This window comes from Thioalkalivibrio sp. ALE22, assembly GCF_000381445.1.
GTDB lineage: Bacteria > Pseudomonadota > Gammaproteobacteria > Ectothiorhodospirales > Ectothiorhodospiraceae > Thioalkalivibrio.
Genome location: NZ_KB906509.1, coordinates 1 through 16,470 on the forward strand (window position 1 = coordinate 1; position 16,470 = coordinate 16,470).

Consider the following 16,470-nt stretch of genomic DNA (forward strand, 5'->3'; position numbering starts at 1 on the left):
CGCGGTTCTCCCGCTCCAGCGCCTTCAGGCGTGCCCGTTCGTTATCCGACAACGCCGAGGCATCGTCCCGCTCGCGCTCCGCGCGGCGGACCCACAGCCGCAGCGTCTCGCCCGTGCAGCCAATCTTCGGTGCAATCGACTGGATCGCCGCATGCTGCGACGAATACTCCTCCTGGTGTTCCCACACCAGCCGCACCGCCCGTTCCCGGACCTCCGGGCTATACCGTGTCGTCTCACTCATCGCTCTATCCTCCCAAGGATCAGAGCCTCCGGAAAAGTCGGTACGGTTCAACTTCTTTGCACGAGCAAAGAAGTACCTCGCGGCGCGCTCGCGAGTGAGCGCATGGCAGGCGGTGGACCGAAGCCACCGTAAACTCCAGAGGATGAACCAGGACCAGCCACAAGCTGGCTAATAACCGAGGGTGGCAGCTTGTATATCGGCGCCCCGGCACGCCGGGCGATGAGGGGGAGCGCCGGATGGCGGGATTTGCGAGACTGACGTTATGGCGATGAAAAAGCGAATTACGGTTGGGCTGATCGTGCTGGCAGGGGTGGCCGCGCTGGTATGGGCGCTGCGCCCGCAGCCGGTGCCGGTGTCGCTGACCACGGTCGAGGCCGGCCCGTTCGAGGAGACCGTACGCGAGGAAGGCCGCACGCGGCTGCGCGACACCTTTACGGTGTCGGCGCCGATCGCCGGCTTTCTGCATCGCGTCGAGCTGGAAGAGGGGGACGCGGTCGAACTCGGCGACACATTGTTCCGCATGGAGCCCCTGCCGACCCCGGCGCTGGATGTGCGCTCGCGCGAGCAGGCGCGCGAGAACCTGGCGGCCGCGCGGTCGCGCCTGCAAAGCGCCGAGGCGAATCTCGAGAATCTGCGGGCCGAGGCTCGCTTCGCCGAATCCGAGTACCGCCGGCACCAGGAGCTGTTCGAGCGCGGGGCGGTCTCGGCCACCGAGGTGGAGCGTATGGAGACCGCGCGTGACCGCGCGCGCTCGGCGGTGCGCGCCGGCGAGTCCGCGGTAGAGGTCGCGCGCAGCGAGATCGAGGGGGCCCGGATCGTGCTGGAGATCGCCAGCGGCCAGATGCCGGAATCCGAGGCCGAGACCCTGTCCGTGCGCTCGCCAGCCACGGGTGTGGTGCTGGAGCGCCATCGCTGCTGCGAGGGCACGATCGGGGCCGGCGAGCCGGTGCTGGTCGTGGGCGATCTCGATGATCTCGAGGTGCAGGTGGATCTGCTGTCCATGGACGCGGTGCGCGTGGTGCCGGGCATGCGCGTGCGCCTGACCGACTGGGGCCGCGATGCCGAACTGGAGGGCACCGTACGCCGGGTACAACCGTTCGGCTTTACCAAGATCTCTGCGCTGGGCGTGGACGAGCAGCGCGTGCCGGTGATCGTCGACCTCGACGCGGTGGAGGCCCGCATGGCCGGGCTGGCAGTGGGCTACCGCGTGGAGGCCGAGTTCCTGCTGTGGGAAGGGGATGAGGTGCTGCAGGTCCCGACCAGTGCGCTGTTCCGGGACCGCGGCGAGTGGTCGGTGTTCGTGGTCGAGGACGGCCGTGCCGAGCCGCGCCGGGTCGAGGTGGGGCGTCGCTCGGGCTTCGCCACGCAGATCCTCGAGGGCCTGGAGGCGGGCGAGCGTGTCGTCACCCGCCCGGGGGACCGGGTGCGGGCCGGCACGCGGGTTACCGAGAACTGACCGCTGTAGATGGCCACAGAGTTGAATGAGGCGCCGCAGGCCCGGGCGCTGGAAGATCTGCTAACCCCCCTGGATGCCGCGCTGCAGACGCGCGGTGCCGCCGTGCTGGTGGCCGAACCCGGTGCCGGCAAGACCACCCGCGTCCCGCTGCATCTGGCCGCCTCCAGCCCCGAGGATCGCGTGATCGTGCTGCAGCCGCGCCGGCTGGCCGCCCGCATGGCGGCGACCTACATGGCCGGGCAGCTCGGTGAAGCGGCCGGGCAGACGGTCGGCTACCGCGTGCGCGACGAGCAGAAGGTCTCGGATCGCACCCGGGTGGAGCTGGTCACCGATGGCCTGTTCCTGCGGCGCATCCAGGGCGACCCGCTGCTGGAAGGTGTCGGCACCGTGGTCTTCGACGAATTCCACCTGCGCCGGCCCGAGGCCGAGCTGGCGCTGGCCTTTGCCTTGCAGGTGCGTCGGCTGCTGCGCCCGGAGCTGCGCATCGTGGTGATGTCGGCGACCCTCGACGACGAGGCCGTGGCGCGGCTGCTGGCCGGTCCGGAGGGGGATGCCGTGCCGGTGCTGCGCGCGCGCGGGCGGCAGTTTCCGGTCGAGGTCCGTTATGTCCCGACGGCGAAGGATGCGCCGCTGGCCGACGGCGTGGCGCAGGCGGTGCGGGACGCGCTGGCGGCGGAGACGGGCTCGATCCTGGTCTTCCTGCCCGGCGAGCGCGAGATCCGCGAGGTGGCCACGCGGCTGGGCGAGGAGATGGATACCCCTGCCGGCCCGGCGCAGATCGCGCCGCTGTTCGGCCGGCTGCCGGCGCAGGAGCAGGCCCGGGCCGTGCGCCCGGCGCCCGCGGGCGAGCGCAAGGTGGTGCTGGCGACCGACATCGCCGAGACCAGCCTGACCATCGAGGGCGTGCGCGTGGTGATCGACGCGGGGCTCTCCCGCGAGCCGCGCTTCGATGCGGCGACCGGGCTCTCGCGGCTGGTGACGCTCCCGGCCTCGAAGGCCGCCGCCGAACAGCGGGCCGGGCGTGCCGGTCGCACCGAGCCCGGCGTAGCGATCCGCCTGTGGTCGCGGGTCGACGAGGTCGCGCGCCCGGACTACGCGACCCCGGGGATGCAGCAGGTGGACCTGCTGCCGTTGGCCCTGGAGCTGGCCGGCTGGGGCGAGGCGGTGGCCGAGCTCGACTGGCTGGAGCCGCCGCCCGCGCAGGGCTTGGCCTCCGCGCAGGCCGTACTCGCGGAACTGGGTGCGGTGGATGCCGACGGGCGGATGACCGGGCACGGCCGTGCCCTGCTGCGCCTGCCGACGCACCCGCGCCTGGCCCACATGCTGTTGCGGGGCCGGGAGCGGGGGCTTGCGCGCCTGGCCTGCGAACTGGCGGTGGCCGTGGAAGAACCGGGTGTGGCCGGGCCGGAGGCGCCGCTGGAGCTGGGTGCGCGCCTGGAGCACGCGCGGCGCTCGGGTAGCCGGGTCTGGCAATCCGGCTTGCGGCGTCTGGAACAGGCGCTGGCACGAGTCGGGGAGCGCCCCGCGGGTACGGAGGCGGCACTGGACGAAAGCACGGCGCTGGGCGTGCTGGCGGCGCTGGCCTGGCCGGAGCGTATCGCGCGTCGCCGCGGCGAGGTGGCCGGGCGCTTCGTGATGGGGAACGGCCGCGGCGCGTGGCTGCCGGAGCGCGAGCGTCTGGCGCATGCCGACTACCTGGTCGCGGTGGATTGCACGGATGCCGACCGCGAGGCCCGCATCCGCTGTGCGGTGATGCTGGACCTGGCGGCACTGGAGCAGGAGGCCCCGGAGCTCTTCCACCGCGAGATGCGCTGCGACTGGGTGGAGGATGGCTCGCGGCTGGAAAACGCGCGGGTTCGGCGGATCGGCACGCTGGTGGTGGAGCGGCAGATGGTCGCGCTGGACGATCCCGCCGCCACCATCCCGCGCTGGTGCGAGCGGCTGCGCCGCGAGGGGCTTGCGCTGCTGCCCTGGGATGATGCGGCAACCCAGCTGCACGCCCGCATCCAGTTGCTGCACGAGACCCTGCCGGAGTCTGGCTTTCCGGATCTGCGCGACGCTGCGCTGCTGATGACCCTCGAGGAGTGGCTGGGGCCGTATCTGGCCGGGATCACGCGGCTCCGGGATCTCAAGCGGCTGGATCTGGCGGCGATCCTGCGCGCGCGACTGGACTGGGACCACCAGCAGCAACTGGAGCGGGAGGCACCGGCGCGGATCGAGGTCCCCTCCGGCTCCGCCCACCGGATTGATTACACGCAGGACCCGCCGGTGCTGGCGGTCAAGCTGCAGGAGCTGTTCGGCCTGGACGAGACACCCCGGGTGGCGGGCGGCCGCGTGGCGCTGGTGCTGCACCTGCTGTCGCCGGCGCGGCGTCCGGTGCAGGTCACCCAGGATCTCGCCAGCTTCTGGGAGAACGGCTATCCGGAGGTGCGCCGCGAGCTGAAGGGGCGCTATCCGAAGCACCCCTGGCCGGAGGATCCGTGGAATGCGCCGGCCACGCGGCATACGAAGCGGCGTGGGTAGCAGGCCCGGGTTTGGCGGGGGCTTCGCCTGCAAGCAGGCTCCCACAAGCGTTCTGCCCGCCAGGGTTGCGGGGCAAAGGCGCGGCCGTCATCAGAGAATGCGGAGGGTGGCGTTCTCGGGTAGTGTCGCGTTCAGTGCCGTCCGACGAGGAAGCGAACCGCGATGCTGAAGTTCCTGACCGTGATCCTGATCCTGCTGTTTGTCTGGTGGCGGGTGTCGCGCTGGATGGATGTGCGCCGCCGCCGCGCGCAGGGGGAGGATGTGTCCTACCAGGTGGACGTCAAGGGGTTTCGGCCGATCACGGTGCTCAGCATCATCTTTCTGATCCTCTACGGCGGCTACGTGATCTGGTTTGCCCTGACCGAGTGGGCGGATCTGCTGTAGCGGCGGACTGGTCGCGCCACCGTTACTCGATACCGAGTTTCTTCAGGCGGTAGCGCAGCTGGCGGAAGCTGAGGCCGAGCAGGCGCGCGGCGGCCGTACGGTTGCCGCCGGTCTGTTGCAGTGCGGTGGCGATGGCCTGGCGCTCCTGCGCGGCGAGCTGGTCGTCCAGTGCGCGGTCGGCCTCGTTGCGGGCGCTGTGGTCGGGGTCAGGCGGGCTGTCCGGGGCGCGGTCCATGACGGGTTCGGTGCCCAGGCCAGTGGCGGGAAGGTCGATGTTGTCGGCGTGGATCAGCCGACCCTCGCACAGGGTGGCGGCGCGCTCCAGGATGTTCTCCAGTTCGCGGACGTTGCCCGGGAAGCCGTGCCCCTGCAGGGCCGCGAGGGCATCGGGGGCCAGTTCCAGGTCGCCGGTCTCCCACTGCTCGCTGATGCGCCGCAGGATACGCGCGGCCAGGCGCTCGATGTCCCCGCGGCGGTTGCGCAGTGGGGGGACCTTCAGCTCGATCACGTTCAGTCGGTAGTAGAGGTCCTGGCGAAAGCGCCCCTCGCGTACGGCCTTCTCGAGGTCGTGATGGGTGGCGCTGAGGATGCGCACGTCCACCGGGATCTCGCGGGTGCCGCCGACCGGCTTGATCGCTCGCTCCTGGATGGCGCGCAGCAGCTTGACCTGCATCGGCAGTGGCAGGTCGGCAACCTCGTCGAGGAACAGCGTGCCGCCGTCGGCGGACTGGAACAGGCCGGTGTGGTCCTGGGTTGCCCCGGTAAAGGCGCCCTTGCGGTGGCCGAAGAACTCGCTCTCCATCAGCTCGCCGGGGATGGCGCCGCAGTTGACCGGGACGAACGGCCGCTCGGCGCGCGGCCCGAGGCGATGGATCTCGCGCGCGACCAGTTCCTTGCCGGAGCCGGATTCGCCGGAGATGAACACCGGCGCCTGGCTGCGGGCCAGCTTGTGGATGGTGGCTCGCAGGCGCTGCATGGGTTCGGAATGGCCCAGCAGGGGACTGTCGTCGGGGCGGGCCGGCGTGGTCGCGTCATCGGGCCCTTCTTCCGGCCCGGGGCCACGGGTCTCCAGGCGCAGCGCGGCATCGATCAGTTCGCGTAGCTGTTTCAGGTCCACCGGCTTGCTGACGAAGTCGAAGGCCCCCAGTTTCAGTGCCTGCACCGCCGTGTCCACGCTGCCGTGGGCGGTGATCACGGCCACCGGCAATTGCGGGCGTTCGCACTGGATGTGGCGGACCAGCTCGAGGCCGTCGCCATCGGGCAGGCGCATGTCGGTCAGGCAGAGGTCGAAGTCGCGTTCGGCGAGCAGGGCGCGGGCGGGTTCCAGGCGGGTGGCCGTGGTCGCTTCCAGGCCCATGCGTGCCAGGGTGATCTCGAGCAGTTCGCAGATGTCGGGCTCGTCGTCCACGACCAGCACGTGACGGATACTCATGCGCCTTGTTCCTTTGGCGATTCGTCTTCCAGGGGAGCGAACAGGATCCGGAAGCAGCCGCCGGTGGGCGTCCGGATGTACTCCAGCGAGGCCCCGTTGTTTTCGCACAGCATGCGCGAGATGTACAGGCCGAGCCCGGTTCCGCCGCTGCGACCGGAGACGAAGGGTTCGAACAGGTCCTTTTCCTGTTCCGTGGAGATCCCGGGGCCGGCATCGATGACATCCAGGCTGACCACGCGGGCGACCTGGCCGGCGCCCCCGCGCAACACGATGGGCGGACTGTCGGGTTCGTCGTGACCGCCGTGGATGCGTGCGTTGGTGCACAGGTTCCACAGGATCTGGTTGAGCTGCGAGCGATCGAACTGGATTTCGGAGTCGCCCGGTTCCACCCGGGCATGCAGGGTGGAGCGGGGCAGTTGCAGGGCCCCGCAGAACTCCTCGGCAAAGCGGTCCAGGGTCTCCTGCAGGTTCAGGCGTTCGCGCTCGCCGGTGTCCCGGCGTGACAGGCTGAGGACATTGGAGATCAGTTCGTTCACGCGCTTGCTCTGGTTGTTGATGATGTCGAGCAGGCGCTGGTCGTGAGGCGCGAGGTCCGGTGACTCGCCAAGCAGCTGAGCGCTGTGGCTGATCGCACCGAGCGGGTTGCGGATCTCGTGGGCGATGCTGGCGGTCAGCCGGCCCAGGGCCTGAAGCTTGCTGGCCTGGGCCTGGCGCTGGAGCTCGGCGGCATCCTCCAGGATCAGTAGCGTGCCCTGGTCGCCCCGGTCGCCCAGCGGGGCCAGGCGGATGCGCAGGGCCGGTTGATCGCGATCGCCCGGCAACTGCTGGCTGGTGTTGGGCCTGCCGCTGCGCTGCCACTCGCGGATGACGCGGGCCACCGAGGGCGACAGCGACGACAGGTGGCGCCCCGGCCGTGGCGGCAGCAGGCGGCGGGCGGCCTCGTTGATGGAGCGGATGTAGCCCTCCGGGTCCACCGCGATGACCCCGGCGCTCATGCGCGCGATGATCTGGGCATTCAGCTCGGCCAGATTCGCCAGGTCGGCCTCCTGGCGTTCCACCTGGGCGCGCGTCTCGCCGGCCCGGCGGGCGAAGTGGCGCGCCAGCAGGCCGGCCGCGAACAGGGTGGCGCCCAGCAGCCCGGCCTGGGTGATGGCGCTCTCGCCAGGATGGAGGAGCAGGGCGCTGACCGTCTCGGCCAGCAGCAGCGCCAGGGTGGCGATGGCCGCCAGACTCAGCGCGAAGCGCGCGCTGGATAGCAGTACCGTGGCGACCAGGGCGGGGACCAGCAGGAGGCCGATCCCGGTGCCGACCCCACCGGAGACGAGCAGCAGCCCGATCAGGCCGATGCCGTCCCCGGCGCCCCCGATCAGGGCGATGCGGCTGAGGCTGGTGGTGTTCGGGTTGTGGGTGCAACGCCAGGCGAAGCCGGCCGCGGCCAGCGCGAAGGCGAGGTAGGCCGTGGCGATCACCGCGTAGAACTGGGGGGCGACCGCATGCAGTCCCAGCGGGGTATCCGGGAACAGTCCCAGCAGCAGCAGAACCGCTGCGACAAAGACCCGGTAGAGCGCGAACAGCCAGGCGGAACGCCGGGTGTCGGCGTCGATCGGCGTGTGCGCCCCGTTCTGGCCGTCCATGCGCGCGGGGATCAGTCGTCTTCGCTGTGGGTGTCGGCGTCCGAGCGGCTGCGGTCGACCTCGGCGTGCTGGCGCGAGCAGTACAGGCGGTCCCCGTCGCGGTAGGCCTCGGCCTCCGGAACGTGCACGCCGCAGAAGGCGCAGCGGATCACCGCGCCACCTTCCTTGAGGCGTTCGGGGCGTTCCCCGCGGGAGACCTGCTTGCGGTTGCTGCTGGAGCGCACCAGGGTGCGCACCGCGAGGAACACGGCGACGATGGCAACGATCAGGAGCAGCAGGCGCATGACCGGATTCTAGGGGAAACGCTGGTCAATGTGCACATTGATCAGCGTTTCCCTGACGCGATGATGGTCGCGGACCATCGGACCGGCCAGCTCGCGCTCCCGTAAGGGTCAGCCGGTGTTGCGCATGCCGGCGGCGATGGCGTTGATCGAGCGCAGCAGGGGCGACAGCCAGGGATTGTCGGCGTCGTCTCCGGCCTCGGCGTCGAACTCGCGGGATTCGCGCAGCAGGTGGATCTGGATGCTGTTGAGCGGGTCCAGATACGGGTTGCGCCGTTGCAGCGAGCGCGCCAGCAGGGGGGTCTCGTCCATCAGGGCGTCCAGCTGGGCGACCCGCAACACCTCGGTCACGGTGCGGCTGTGCTCGTCGCGGACCCGGGCATAGATGCGTTCGGCCAGTTCCGGGTCGCTGCACAGGCGGGCGTACTCGGCCGCGGTGCGCATGTCGGCCTTGGTCAGCGCCATCTGGCAGTTGGACAGCAGCGAGCGGAAGAACGGCCACTCCTGGTACATGCGCTGGAGCTGGGCCAGGCGCTCGGGATCGTCGCCACGCCAGCGCTCCAGCGCGGTGCCGATGCCGTACCAGGCGGGCAGGGTGTGGCGCGCCTGGGCCCAGCCGAAGACCCAGGGGATCGCCCGGATCGAGCTCTTGGAACGATCGGTCTTGCGCCGGTGCGAGGGGCGCGAGCCGATGTTCAGGAAGCCGATCTCCTGCACCGGGGTGATCTCGTAGAAGTAGTCGAGCACACCGTCGGTGCGGTCGATCAGCTCGCGATAGGCATCCTCGCCGCATTGCGCGAGATCCTGCATGGTGGCGCGGTAGTCGTCGCGATCCTGGCGCGGTGGCCGGATCAGGCTGCGCGAGGCGAGCATGACACCGGTGGCGCCCATGCCCAGCTCATAGACCGCGGTCTCCACGTTGGAGTACTTGTACGACAGCACCTCGCCCTGTTCGGTGAACTTGATGCGCCCCTGCACGGTGGCCGGGGGCTGGGCGAGGATGGACTCATGGGTCGGGCCGCCGCCACGGCCGACGGTGCCGCCGCGGCCATGGAACAGCTGGCAGCGCACGCCAAAGCGGTCGGTGATGCCGACGATCTTCTTCTGCGCCTCGTAGAGGTTCCAGCTGGAGGCGAGGATGCCGCCGTCCTTGCAGGAATCCGAATAGCCGAGCATCACGTCCTGGATGTTGCCGGAGGCGGCCAGCAGGCGGGCGTAGACCGGGTTGGACAGCAGGCCCTCGAGGACGTCCTCGACATGCAGGAGGTCCTCGATGGTCTCGAACAGCGGCGAGATGCGCAGGTGGCAGAAGGGGTTGCCGTCTTCGTTGTCTCCGGCCAGCCCCGCGAGGCGCCCCAGCAGCAGGACCTCCAGCACATGCGAGGCCGCGTGGGTCATGGAGATCACGTAGGTCCCGATGCCATCCGGGCCGACCTCGCGGCGCATGCCCTGGATGACCTCGAACACGCGCAGGGTTTCGCGGGTGCCTTCGCCCAGGGCGTCGCGGTCCAGTTCCGGCAACTGTTCGGCGGCGATCAGGTCGCTCAGGGCCTGCTGGCGGCCGGTCTCGTCCAGGGCGGCGTAGTCGGTGTCCGGGGCCAGCTGGCCGAGGATCTCGGCGATCGCGTCGGTATGCACGGTGGATTCCTGGCGCACGTCCAGGTGGTGCAGGTGGAAGCCGAAGGTCTCGACCAGGCGGATCAGATCGGTCAGCGCGCCGCTGGCGATATTGCGGTCGCCGTGGCTGATCAGCGAGTCGCGGATCAGCTTCAGGTCGCTCAGGAAGGCCTGGGCGTCGGCATAGGCGCTGTTGGTCGGAAGCACCGCGGCCTCGCCATGTACCCGCCGGACCACCGTGTCCAGGGTTTCGCGCAGGCGATACCGCATGATGTAGAGCTTGCGCCGGTAGGGCTCGCTCTCGAAGCGGTCGGAGGCCCCCTGGAACACCGCGTTCGCGATGTTGGCGTCGGAGTCCAGGCTGTCGAGGAAGGCCTGCGACGGCTGGCACATGAACGACGAGTGGGTCAGCACGTTGCGCAGGTGGTTGACCCGCTTGATGTATTCGCGCAGGACCTGCTCCATCGCCAGGCGACAGGACAGTTCGGTGACCTCGGGGGTCACGTTCGGGTTGCCGTCGCGGTCCCCGCCGATCCAGGAACCGAAGTGCAGGAAGGCCGGGATCCGCACCGGCAGGCTGCCGTCCGGGTGGACGCCGTAGATGCGGCGGATGGCCTTTTCCAGGAAGCGGTAGGACTGCGGGATGGCCTCGAACAGGCTCTCCTCGAAGTAGAACAGACCGTACTTGATCTCGTCCTGGACCTGCGGCTTCTTTACCCGTACCTCGTTGGTGCGCCAGAGGATCTGGATCTGGGTTTCCAGTTCCTCGGTGATGAGGCGGCGTTCCTCCTCGCCCAGACCGGGCTGGTTCAGCCGATCGGCGGTCTCGAACACGCGGCGCTGGTTCTCCATCGTAGTCCGGCGACGGGCCTCGGTGGGGTGGGCGGTGAAGACCGGCTGGTAGTGCAGTTCGCTGAGCAGCCGTTCCAGCTCCTCGGCGGTGACCCCCTCGTCATGCAGCTGGCGCAGGGTCTGGTCGAAGGAGCCGGTCCACAGCGGTTCGCCGCTGGAGACCTGGGCCCGGCGCCAGCGGTAGAACAGGTCTTCCTCGGCAATGTTGACCAGGCTGAAGTAGATGCTGAAGGCGCGGATCACGCGCTCGGTGAGCGCGGCGTCGAAGTGGGTGATGTCCGCCATCAGCTGGCGGCGCAGGTCCGGGTCCTCGTTCTTGCGCAGGCTGACAAAGCCGCGGCGCAGCTTTTCGACCGCGTCGAATACCGCCTGGCCTTCCAGCTTGTGGATCACGTTGCCCAGGAGTTCCCCGAACAGCCGCACGCGGGCGCGCAGTTCCTTGTCCTTGGGCAGGAATCGGTCGTGTTGATCGCTTCGAGTCATATCGGGCCTGTGCGCGCAGGACGACGATCGCCGCTGCCTGGGCTTGCCGGTTGGGGTCGGGAGGTCGCGAAAAGGACGCGATTATAGCGCAGATGCGGCCTTCGCACGCCGGCTGCGGCGCGGGAGCTGTTCGCGGTACAGGGCGAGATAGGCGTCGGCGCTCGCGTTCCAGCCGAAGTCGCGGGCCATGCCGGTGCGCATCAGTTGTTCCCAGCGGCCGTCGCCGCGGGCGGCGTACAGCCCCAGGGCGCGCTCCAGCGCGCCGCCGAGGGCGGCCACGCTGTCCGGCGAGAAGCTGAATCCCGTGGCCGTGCCGGCGTCCAGATGATCGGGTGTGGCGTCGACCACGGTGTCCGCCAGGCCCCCGGTGGCGTGGACCACCGGCGGGGTGCCGTAGCGCAGGCTGTAGAGCTGGTTGAGACCGCAGGGTTCGAAGCGCGAGGGCATCAGGAACAGGTCGGCGCCGGCCTCGATCTGGTGGGCCAGGGGCTCGTCATAGCCGATGTGCACCCCGACCCGGCCGGGATAGGCGCGCGCCAGGGCGCCGGTGGCGTGTTCCAGGTCCTTCTGGCCGGAGCCGACCAGGGCCAGCTGGATGCGCCCGGCCTCCAGCAGCGGGGTGCAGGCGGCATGCAGCAGGTCTACCCCTTTCTGCTCGACCATGCGGCCCACGTGGCCCAGCAGCGGGATGTCCGGGTCCGGTTCCAGGCCCAGGCGGGTCTGTAGCGCGGCCTTGTTGGCGGCCTTGCCGGCGAGGTCGTCGGCGCTGTAGCGCGCGGCGATATGGCGGTCGCGCGCCGGGTCCCAGTCGCGGTAGTCGACCCCATTGAGGATGCCGTGCAGGTCCGCGGCGCGGGCGCGCAGCACGCCGTCCAGGCCCATGCCGGAGGCTGGCTCCTGGATCTCGCGGGCATAGGTCGGCGAGACCGTGGTGATGGCGTCGGCAAAGACCAGGGCCGCCTTCATGAACGACAGCTGGTCGTGAAACTCCAGCGCCTCCGGGTGCCACAGGTCCGCGGGCAGGTTCAGCTCCTGCAGGGTGCTGGCCGGGAATAGGCCCTGGTAGGCCAGGTTGTGAATGGTGAATACGGTCCGCGGGCGCTCGATGCCGGTGCGCTCCGGGTCCAGCAGCAGCGGCACCAGGCCGGTCTGCCAGTCGTTCAGGTGGATCAGCTCCGGGGTCCAGCCCAGCCCGGCCTCGTCGCGCGCGAGGGCGACGATGGCGCGGGCGAAACCGGCGAAGCGCTGGGCGTTGTCCGGCCAGTCCATGCCGTTGCTGGCGCTGTACGGATTGCCGGCGCGCTGGAAGTACTCCGGCCAGTCGATCAGGTAGACCGGCACGCGAGTGCCGGGCAGGCGGCCCTCGAGGAGCTGCCACGGGGCGTTGTCCGGACCCGGGCGCGGTGTGGCATCCACCAGGTTGCGGCAGGCCTCGGGATAACCGGGCAGGACCAGGCGCACATCCTGGCGTCGGCGGCGCAGGGCGGCGGGCAGGCTGGCACTGACATCGGCGAGCCCGCCGGTCTTGACCAGGCTGTAGGCCTCGCTGCTGGCGAACAGGATGCGCATGAAGAGTTCCCCGGGAACGGAACCGGCGGCGCCGGATGGTTTCTATGGATTGTAACGCAGGGGGCCGGGCGGCACTCTGGGGAACAGGACAAGCGGGGGCATGGAATGACGACAGGACGGGATACGGGGATGGAGAGTGCCCTGCGGGTCGAGGCCCGCCGGCTGGAGGGCGAGACCTTGCGCGATCTGTTCGCGCGCGATCCCGACCGGGTGCAGCGGGATGTGCAGGAAATCGCCGGCATGCGCCTGGACTGGACGCGTCAGCGCCTGGACGCCCCGGCCTGGGATGCGCTCTTCGAGCGGGCCGCGGCCTGCGAGGTGCCGGCGGCGCTGCGCGCGCTGTTCGCCGGCGAACGGGTCAACACCACCGAGGGCCGGGCGGCGCTGCACACCGCCCTGCGCCTGCCGCGCGAGGCGCGCTGCGAGGTGGATGGCCACGATGTCGTGCCCCAGGTGCATGCCCAGCTGGACCGGGTCGAGGCCTTCGTGCAACAGGTCCACGACGGTACCCACCGGGGCTACAGTGGACGTCCGATCCAGCGGGTGGTGAACATTGGCATCGGCGGTTCCGACCTCGGGCCGCGCATGGTCTGCCGGGCGCTGGCGCCGCATGCGCGGGCGACGGCCGAAGGCGCGCCGCTGGCGGTCCAGTTCGTCTCCAACGTGGACGGCGCGGCCCTCTCCGCCGTGCTGCGCGAGGCCGACCCGGAGACCACGCTGTTCATTGTCGCCTCCAAGACCTTCGGCACCCAGGAGACCCTGACCAACGCCCGCGCGGCCCGCGCCTGGCTGCTGCGCCATGCACCGGACGACTCGGCCGTGGCGCGCCACTTCGTGGCGGTGTCCACCGCGCGCGAGCGGGTGACCGAATTCGGCATCGACCCGGACAACATGTTCGGTTTCTGGGACTGGGTCGGCGGGCGCTACTCCGTGTGGTCCACCATCGGGCTGCCGGTGGCACTGCTGCTGGGCATGGACGGCTTTCGTGCCTTCCTCGGCGGCGCGCACGCCGTGGACGAGCACGTCCGGCGCGCGCCGATCGCGCAGAACGCCGCGGTGCGCATGGCGCTGGTGGATCTGTGGAACCAGAATCTGCTGGGCGCGCAGTCGCGCGCAGTGCTGCCCTACGACGAACGCCTGTCGCTGCTGCCCCCGTACCTGCAGCAGGCGGAGATGGAGAGCCTGGGCAAGCGCGTGGGGCTGGACGGCCAGGTGGTGACGGACGACACCGGCGCGGTGGTCTGGGGCGCGGTGGGGACCGACGGCCAGCATGCCTTCTTCCAGCTGCTGCATCAGGGCACGCGCTTCATCCCGGCCGAGTTCATCGGCGTGGCGCGCCCCGAGCACGACCTGCCGGCGCAGCATCCGTTGCTGATGGCCAACCTGGTCGCGCAGGCGGAGGCGCTGGCGACGGGCAAGGACGAGGACGTGGTGCGCGCGGAGATGGCAGCGGCGGGACAGACGCCGGAGGCGATCGACGCCCTGGCGCCGCACCGGAGCTTCCCCGGCAACCGGCCGAGCACGCTGATCCTGCTGGAACGCCTGGACCCGGCCACGCTGGGTGCGCTGATCGCGCTGTTCGAGCACAAGATCTACGTGCTGGCCACGCTGTGGGGCATCAACGCCTTCGACCAGTGGGGGGTGGAGCTGGGCAAGCAGTTGGCTGGCCAGATCCTCGCGGATCTGGAGCCGGGGGCGACACCCGCCGCACACGATCCCGCGACCACCGCCACGCTCGACTGGTTGCGCCCGCGGTTACCGCAGCGGGACTGATCCACGTCCGTTCCGACTTGGCTCAGACGGTCAGGGCGTCGTCGGACTCCTCGATAGCGGGGACGTCCGTGGGCAGGGTGATTGTCCGGGTGTCGCCGTCCAGCCAGAAGCGGATTTCGGCCTCCGCGCCATCGGCGGTAGCCGAGACCGCCTCGAGGAAGTCCATCGGGGTGGCGGGCACGCGGCCGTTCACCTCCAGGATCAGGGCCCCGTGGCTCAGTCCCGCGGTGGCGGCCCGCCCGGTCGCGCGGCTGACCAGAACGCCGGGTTCGTCGGGCAGTTGCAGGGCCTCGCGCAGGTCGTCGCGGGCCTCGACTACGGTGATGCCCAGGGCGGTGACGACCTCGTCCTCGCCCGGCGGCGTGTAGTCGAAGGGCACCTCCGCCTCAAGGATCTCCGGGGCGACGTGGATCGCCGCCCCGCTGCGAACGGCCAGGGCGAGCGCGTCGCTGGGGCGGGTGTCGATCATCCGCGGCTCGTCGTCGCCGGCCACACGCACCTCCAGCCAGCCGAGATAGGTGCCGTTTTCCAGGCCGTCGACGATCACCCGCTCCAGGCGGGCGTTCAGTTGCTCCAGCAGGTCGATCATCAGATCGTGGGTCTGCGGGCGCGACAGCGGGACCTCGTGCATCGCGAGCAGGATCGCGCGGGCCTGATCGGTGCCGATCACGATGGGGACCACCTCGCCGGAGGCCGGGTGGCGCAGCAACGCGATGGGGGCGCCGGAGTTGGCGTCCACCCCGACGGTGGCCAGCTCGACCGGCAGCAGGCGATCCGGATCAGTGGCCATCTCTCGCGCCAGGGCATCGCCGGCCAGAGCCAGCAGCAGGACGAGTACGAGGGGCAGGGATAACCGGGAGCGGGGCATCGGCAGGGTGCCTGGGAAAAGGTGTCTCCCGATCATGGCAGTGCGCTCGCGAGGCGTCCAGAATACCCGGCCTGCCTTTCCGGATGGATGGATACGATGGCCAGTGACAAGCCCTATGCCCCGGCGGCGGAACAGAACCGCGCGCCGATCCTGGAGGTGCTGCGCGAGCGCTTTCTTGCCCACGGTCGGGTGCTGGAGATCGGCGCTGGAACGGGGCAGCACGCGGTGCACTTCGCCGCGGCGCTTCCCCACCTGGACTGGCATCCCAGTGACGTTGCGGAGAATCTGCCCGGTGTAGAGGCCTGGCGGCGCGATGCCGCCGTGCCCAACCTGCGGCCGGCACGGCCACTGGACGTGCTGCGGGACCCCTGGCCGGAGGGGCCGTTCGAATACGTCTACAGCGCCAACACTGTGCACATCATGCACTGGCCGGCGGTCGAGGCGCTGTTCGCCGGCGTGGCACGGGTGCTGGCGCCGGACGGGTTGTTCGCCCTGTATGGCCCGTTCGCCCACGACGGGGCCCACACCGCCGAATCCAACGCGCGCTTCGACCAGATGCTGCGGGCGCAGGACCCGGGCATGGGCGTGCGCGACCGCGCCCACCTGGACGCGCTCGCCACCGCCGCCGGTCTCGCACCCGAGGCGGTCATTGACCTCCCCGCCAACAACCAGATCCTCCTCTGGCGTCGTGCCTGAAAAGCCGGGGTATGGTCATTACGGCGTCACGAAAGCCTTGGACAACATTAAGGGATATTCACAGGAAGACGGGAAGTTTGGAAGAAATGCCCTGGTGGGTCGTGGCCTGCCCCAGCCCACCAATCAGTCTTTCTTCCAGCCTTCTCATCTTCCTGTTAGCGCCTTTTAGGGCGCGTGACGAAAGCGGAGGTCAGCAGTCGCCGATGCGTTGGCCGCGCATTTCCATGCGCACGTTCATCGGGCCCATCGGGGTGTCCATCTCGCTGGTCATTTCGCCCTCGGCGCGATCGCCCATGAAGCGCATGCTGCCCTCCATCTGCATCTGGCCGCCCTGCGGGTCGGTGCAGCTCATGGTGTAGTCCATGCGGTCGGCGGTCATGTCCATCTGGTCCAGCGTGCAGCCCTCCGGCGCCTCGATGATGTTCTCGCCGCGATCGATCTCTTCCTGGGTGACGCACTCGGTCGTGGTCTCGGTCTGGTCCGGCATCCCGGCCATGCCTTCCATGATCATGGTGTTCTGGTTCTCCCACAGGCCCGGCTGGATGTTCGGGGTGTCGGCCTGGGCGGCCAGCGGCAGGGCCACGAGGGGCAGGGCGGCGAAAAGGATGCGCAGCATGACAGTCTCCTGAAACGGGGTAAGGCGATCGTTCAATGGTGCCTG

Annotated in this window: 13 protein-coding genes; 5 read left to right on the top strand and 8 right to left on the bottom strand. The window is 69.9% G+C overall.

Going from position 1 to position 16,470, the window contains the following annotated elements:
- Nucleotides 1-241, bottom strand: a 241-nt coding sequence (locus tag F793_RS0110545; RefSeq protein ID WP_026333049.1) for a transposase, incomplete at its 3' end; no start/stop codon positions are given.
- Between the two features lie 262 nt (nucleotides 242-503).
- On the opposite strand from F793_RS0110545, the gene F793_RS0110550 reads away from it, so the two are divergent.
- The 3 genes from F793_RS0110550 to F793_RS0110560 all read left to right on the top strand — a co-directional run bounded on the left by F793_RS0110550 (nucleotide 504) and on the right by F793_RS0110560 (nucleotide 4,604).
- Nucleotides 504-1,697 (top strand): efflux RND transporter periplasmic adaptor subunit, encoded by a 1,194-nt coding sequence (locus F793_RS0110550; RefSeq protein WP_018879783.1) that lies wholly within the window; start codon nucleotides 504-506, stop codon nucleotides 1,695-1,697.
- A gap of 9 nt (nucleotides 1,698-1,706) precedes the next feature.
- Nucleotides 1,707-4,220, top strand: a complete 2,514-nt coding sequence (hrpB, locus tag F793_RS0110555) for an ATP-dependent helicase HrpB (RefSeq protein ID WP_018882832.1) — start codon at nucleotides 1,707-1,709, stop codon at nucleotides 4,218-4,220.
- 162 nt (nucleotides 4,221-4,382) lie between these two features.
- Nucleotides 4,383-4,604, top strand: a complete 222-nt coding sequence (locus F793_RS0110560) for a hypothetical protein (protein WP_018867901.1) — start codon at nucleotides 4,383-4,385, stop codon at nucleotides 4,602-4,604.
- A gap of 22 nt (nucleotides 4,605-4,626) precedes the next feature.
- Here F793_RS0110560 and F793_RS0110565 read toward each other — a convergent pair whose 3' ends face one another.
- The 5 genes from F793_RS0110565 to glgA all read right to left on the bottom strand — a co-directional run bounded on the left by F793_RS0110565 (nucleotide 4,627) and on the right by glgA (nucleotide 12,472).
- Nucleotides 4,627-6,036, bottom strand: a complete 1,410-nt coding sequence (locus F793_RS0110565; RefSeq protein WP_018879785.1) for a sigma-54 dependent transcriptional regulator — start codon at nucleotides 6,034-6,036, stop codon at nucleotides 4,627-4,629.
- The gene (locus F793_RS0110570; RefSeq protein ID WP_018882833.1) at nucleotides 6,033-7,670 is read right to left on the bottom strand and encodes a PAS domain-containing sensor histidine kinase; all 1,638 of its coding nucleotides are present in this window, start codon (nucleotides 7,668-7,670) and stop codon (nucleotides 6,033-6,035) included. Before F793_RS0110570 ends, F793_RS0110565 begins: the two co-directional genes overlap by 4 nt.
- A gap of 11 nt (nucleotides 7,671-7,681) precedes the next feature.
- Entirely contained in the window at nucleotides 7,682-7,954 is a 273-nt protein-coding gene (locus F793_RS0110575) for a PP0621 family protein (protein ID WP_018867898.1), read from the bottom strand.
- Between the two features lie 108 nt (nucleotides 7,955-8,062).
- Entirely contained in the window at nucleotides 8,063-10,903 is a 2,841-nt protein-coding gene (gene ppc / locus F793_RS0110580) for a phosphoenolpyruvate carboxylase (protein WP_018867897.1), read from the bottom strand.
- An 81-nt stretch (nucleotides 10,904-10,984) separates the two neighbouring features.
- Nucleotides 10,985-12,472, bottom strand: a complete 1,488-nt coding sequence (gene glgA / locus F793_RS0110585; protein WP_018882834.1) for a glycogen synthase GlgA — start codon at nucleotides 12,470-12,472, stop codon at nucleotides 10,985-10,987.
- A gap of 129 nt (nucleotides 12,473-12,601) precedes the next feature.
- On the opposite strand from glgA, the gene pgi reads away from it, so the two are divergent.
- Complete coding sequence (pgi, locus tag F793_RS0110590; protein WP_018882835.1) at nucleotides 12,602-14,245, top strand: glucose-6-phosphate isomerase; 1,644 nt, start codon at nucleotides 12,602-12,604, stop codon at nucleotides 14,243-14,245.
- A gap of 22 nt (nucleotides 14,246-14,267) precedes the next feature.
- Here the strand turns inward: pgi and F793_RS0110595 are convergent, their stop codons facing one another.
- Nucleotides 14,268-15,113 carry a bifunctional nuclease domain-containing protein gene (locus F793_RS0110595; protein WP_018882836.1) on the bottom strand — a complete coding sequence of 282 codons (846 nt, stop codon included), beginning with the start codon at nucleotides 15,111-15,113 and terminating at the stop codon, nucleotides 14,268-14,270.
- 96 nt (nucleotides 15,114-15,209) lie between these two features.
- Between F793_RS0110595 and F793_RS0110600 the strand changes: the two genes are divergently transcribed.
- Nucleotides 15,210-15,809 carry a DUF938 domain-containing protein gene (locus F793_RS0110600; RefSeq protein WP_018882837.1) on the top strand — a complete coding sequence of 200 codons (600 nt, stop codon included), beginning with the start codon at nucleotides 15,210-15,212 and terminating at the stop codon, nucleotides 15,807-15,809.
- Between the two features lie 190 nt (nucleotides 15,810-15,999).
- Here F793_RS0110600 and F793_RS0110605 read toward each other — a convergent pair whose 3' ends face one another.
- Nucleotides 16,000-16,425, bottom strand: a complete 426-nt coding sequence (locus tag F793_RS0110605; RefSeq protein ID WP_018875580.1) for a DUF3617 domain-containing protein — start codon at nucleotides 16,423-16,425, stop codon at nucleotides 16,000-16,002.
- Nucleotides 16,426-16,470 lie beyond the last annotated feature (45 nt).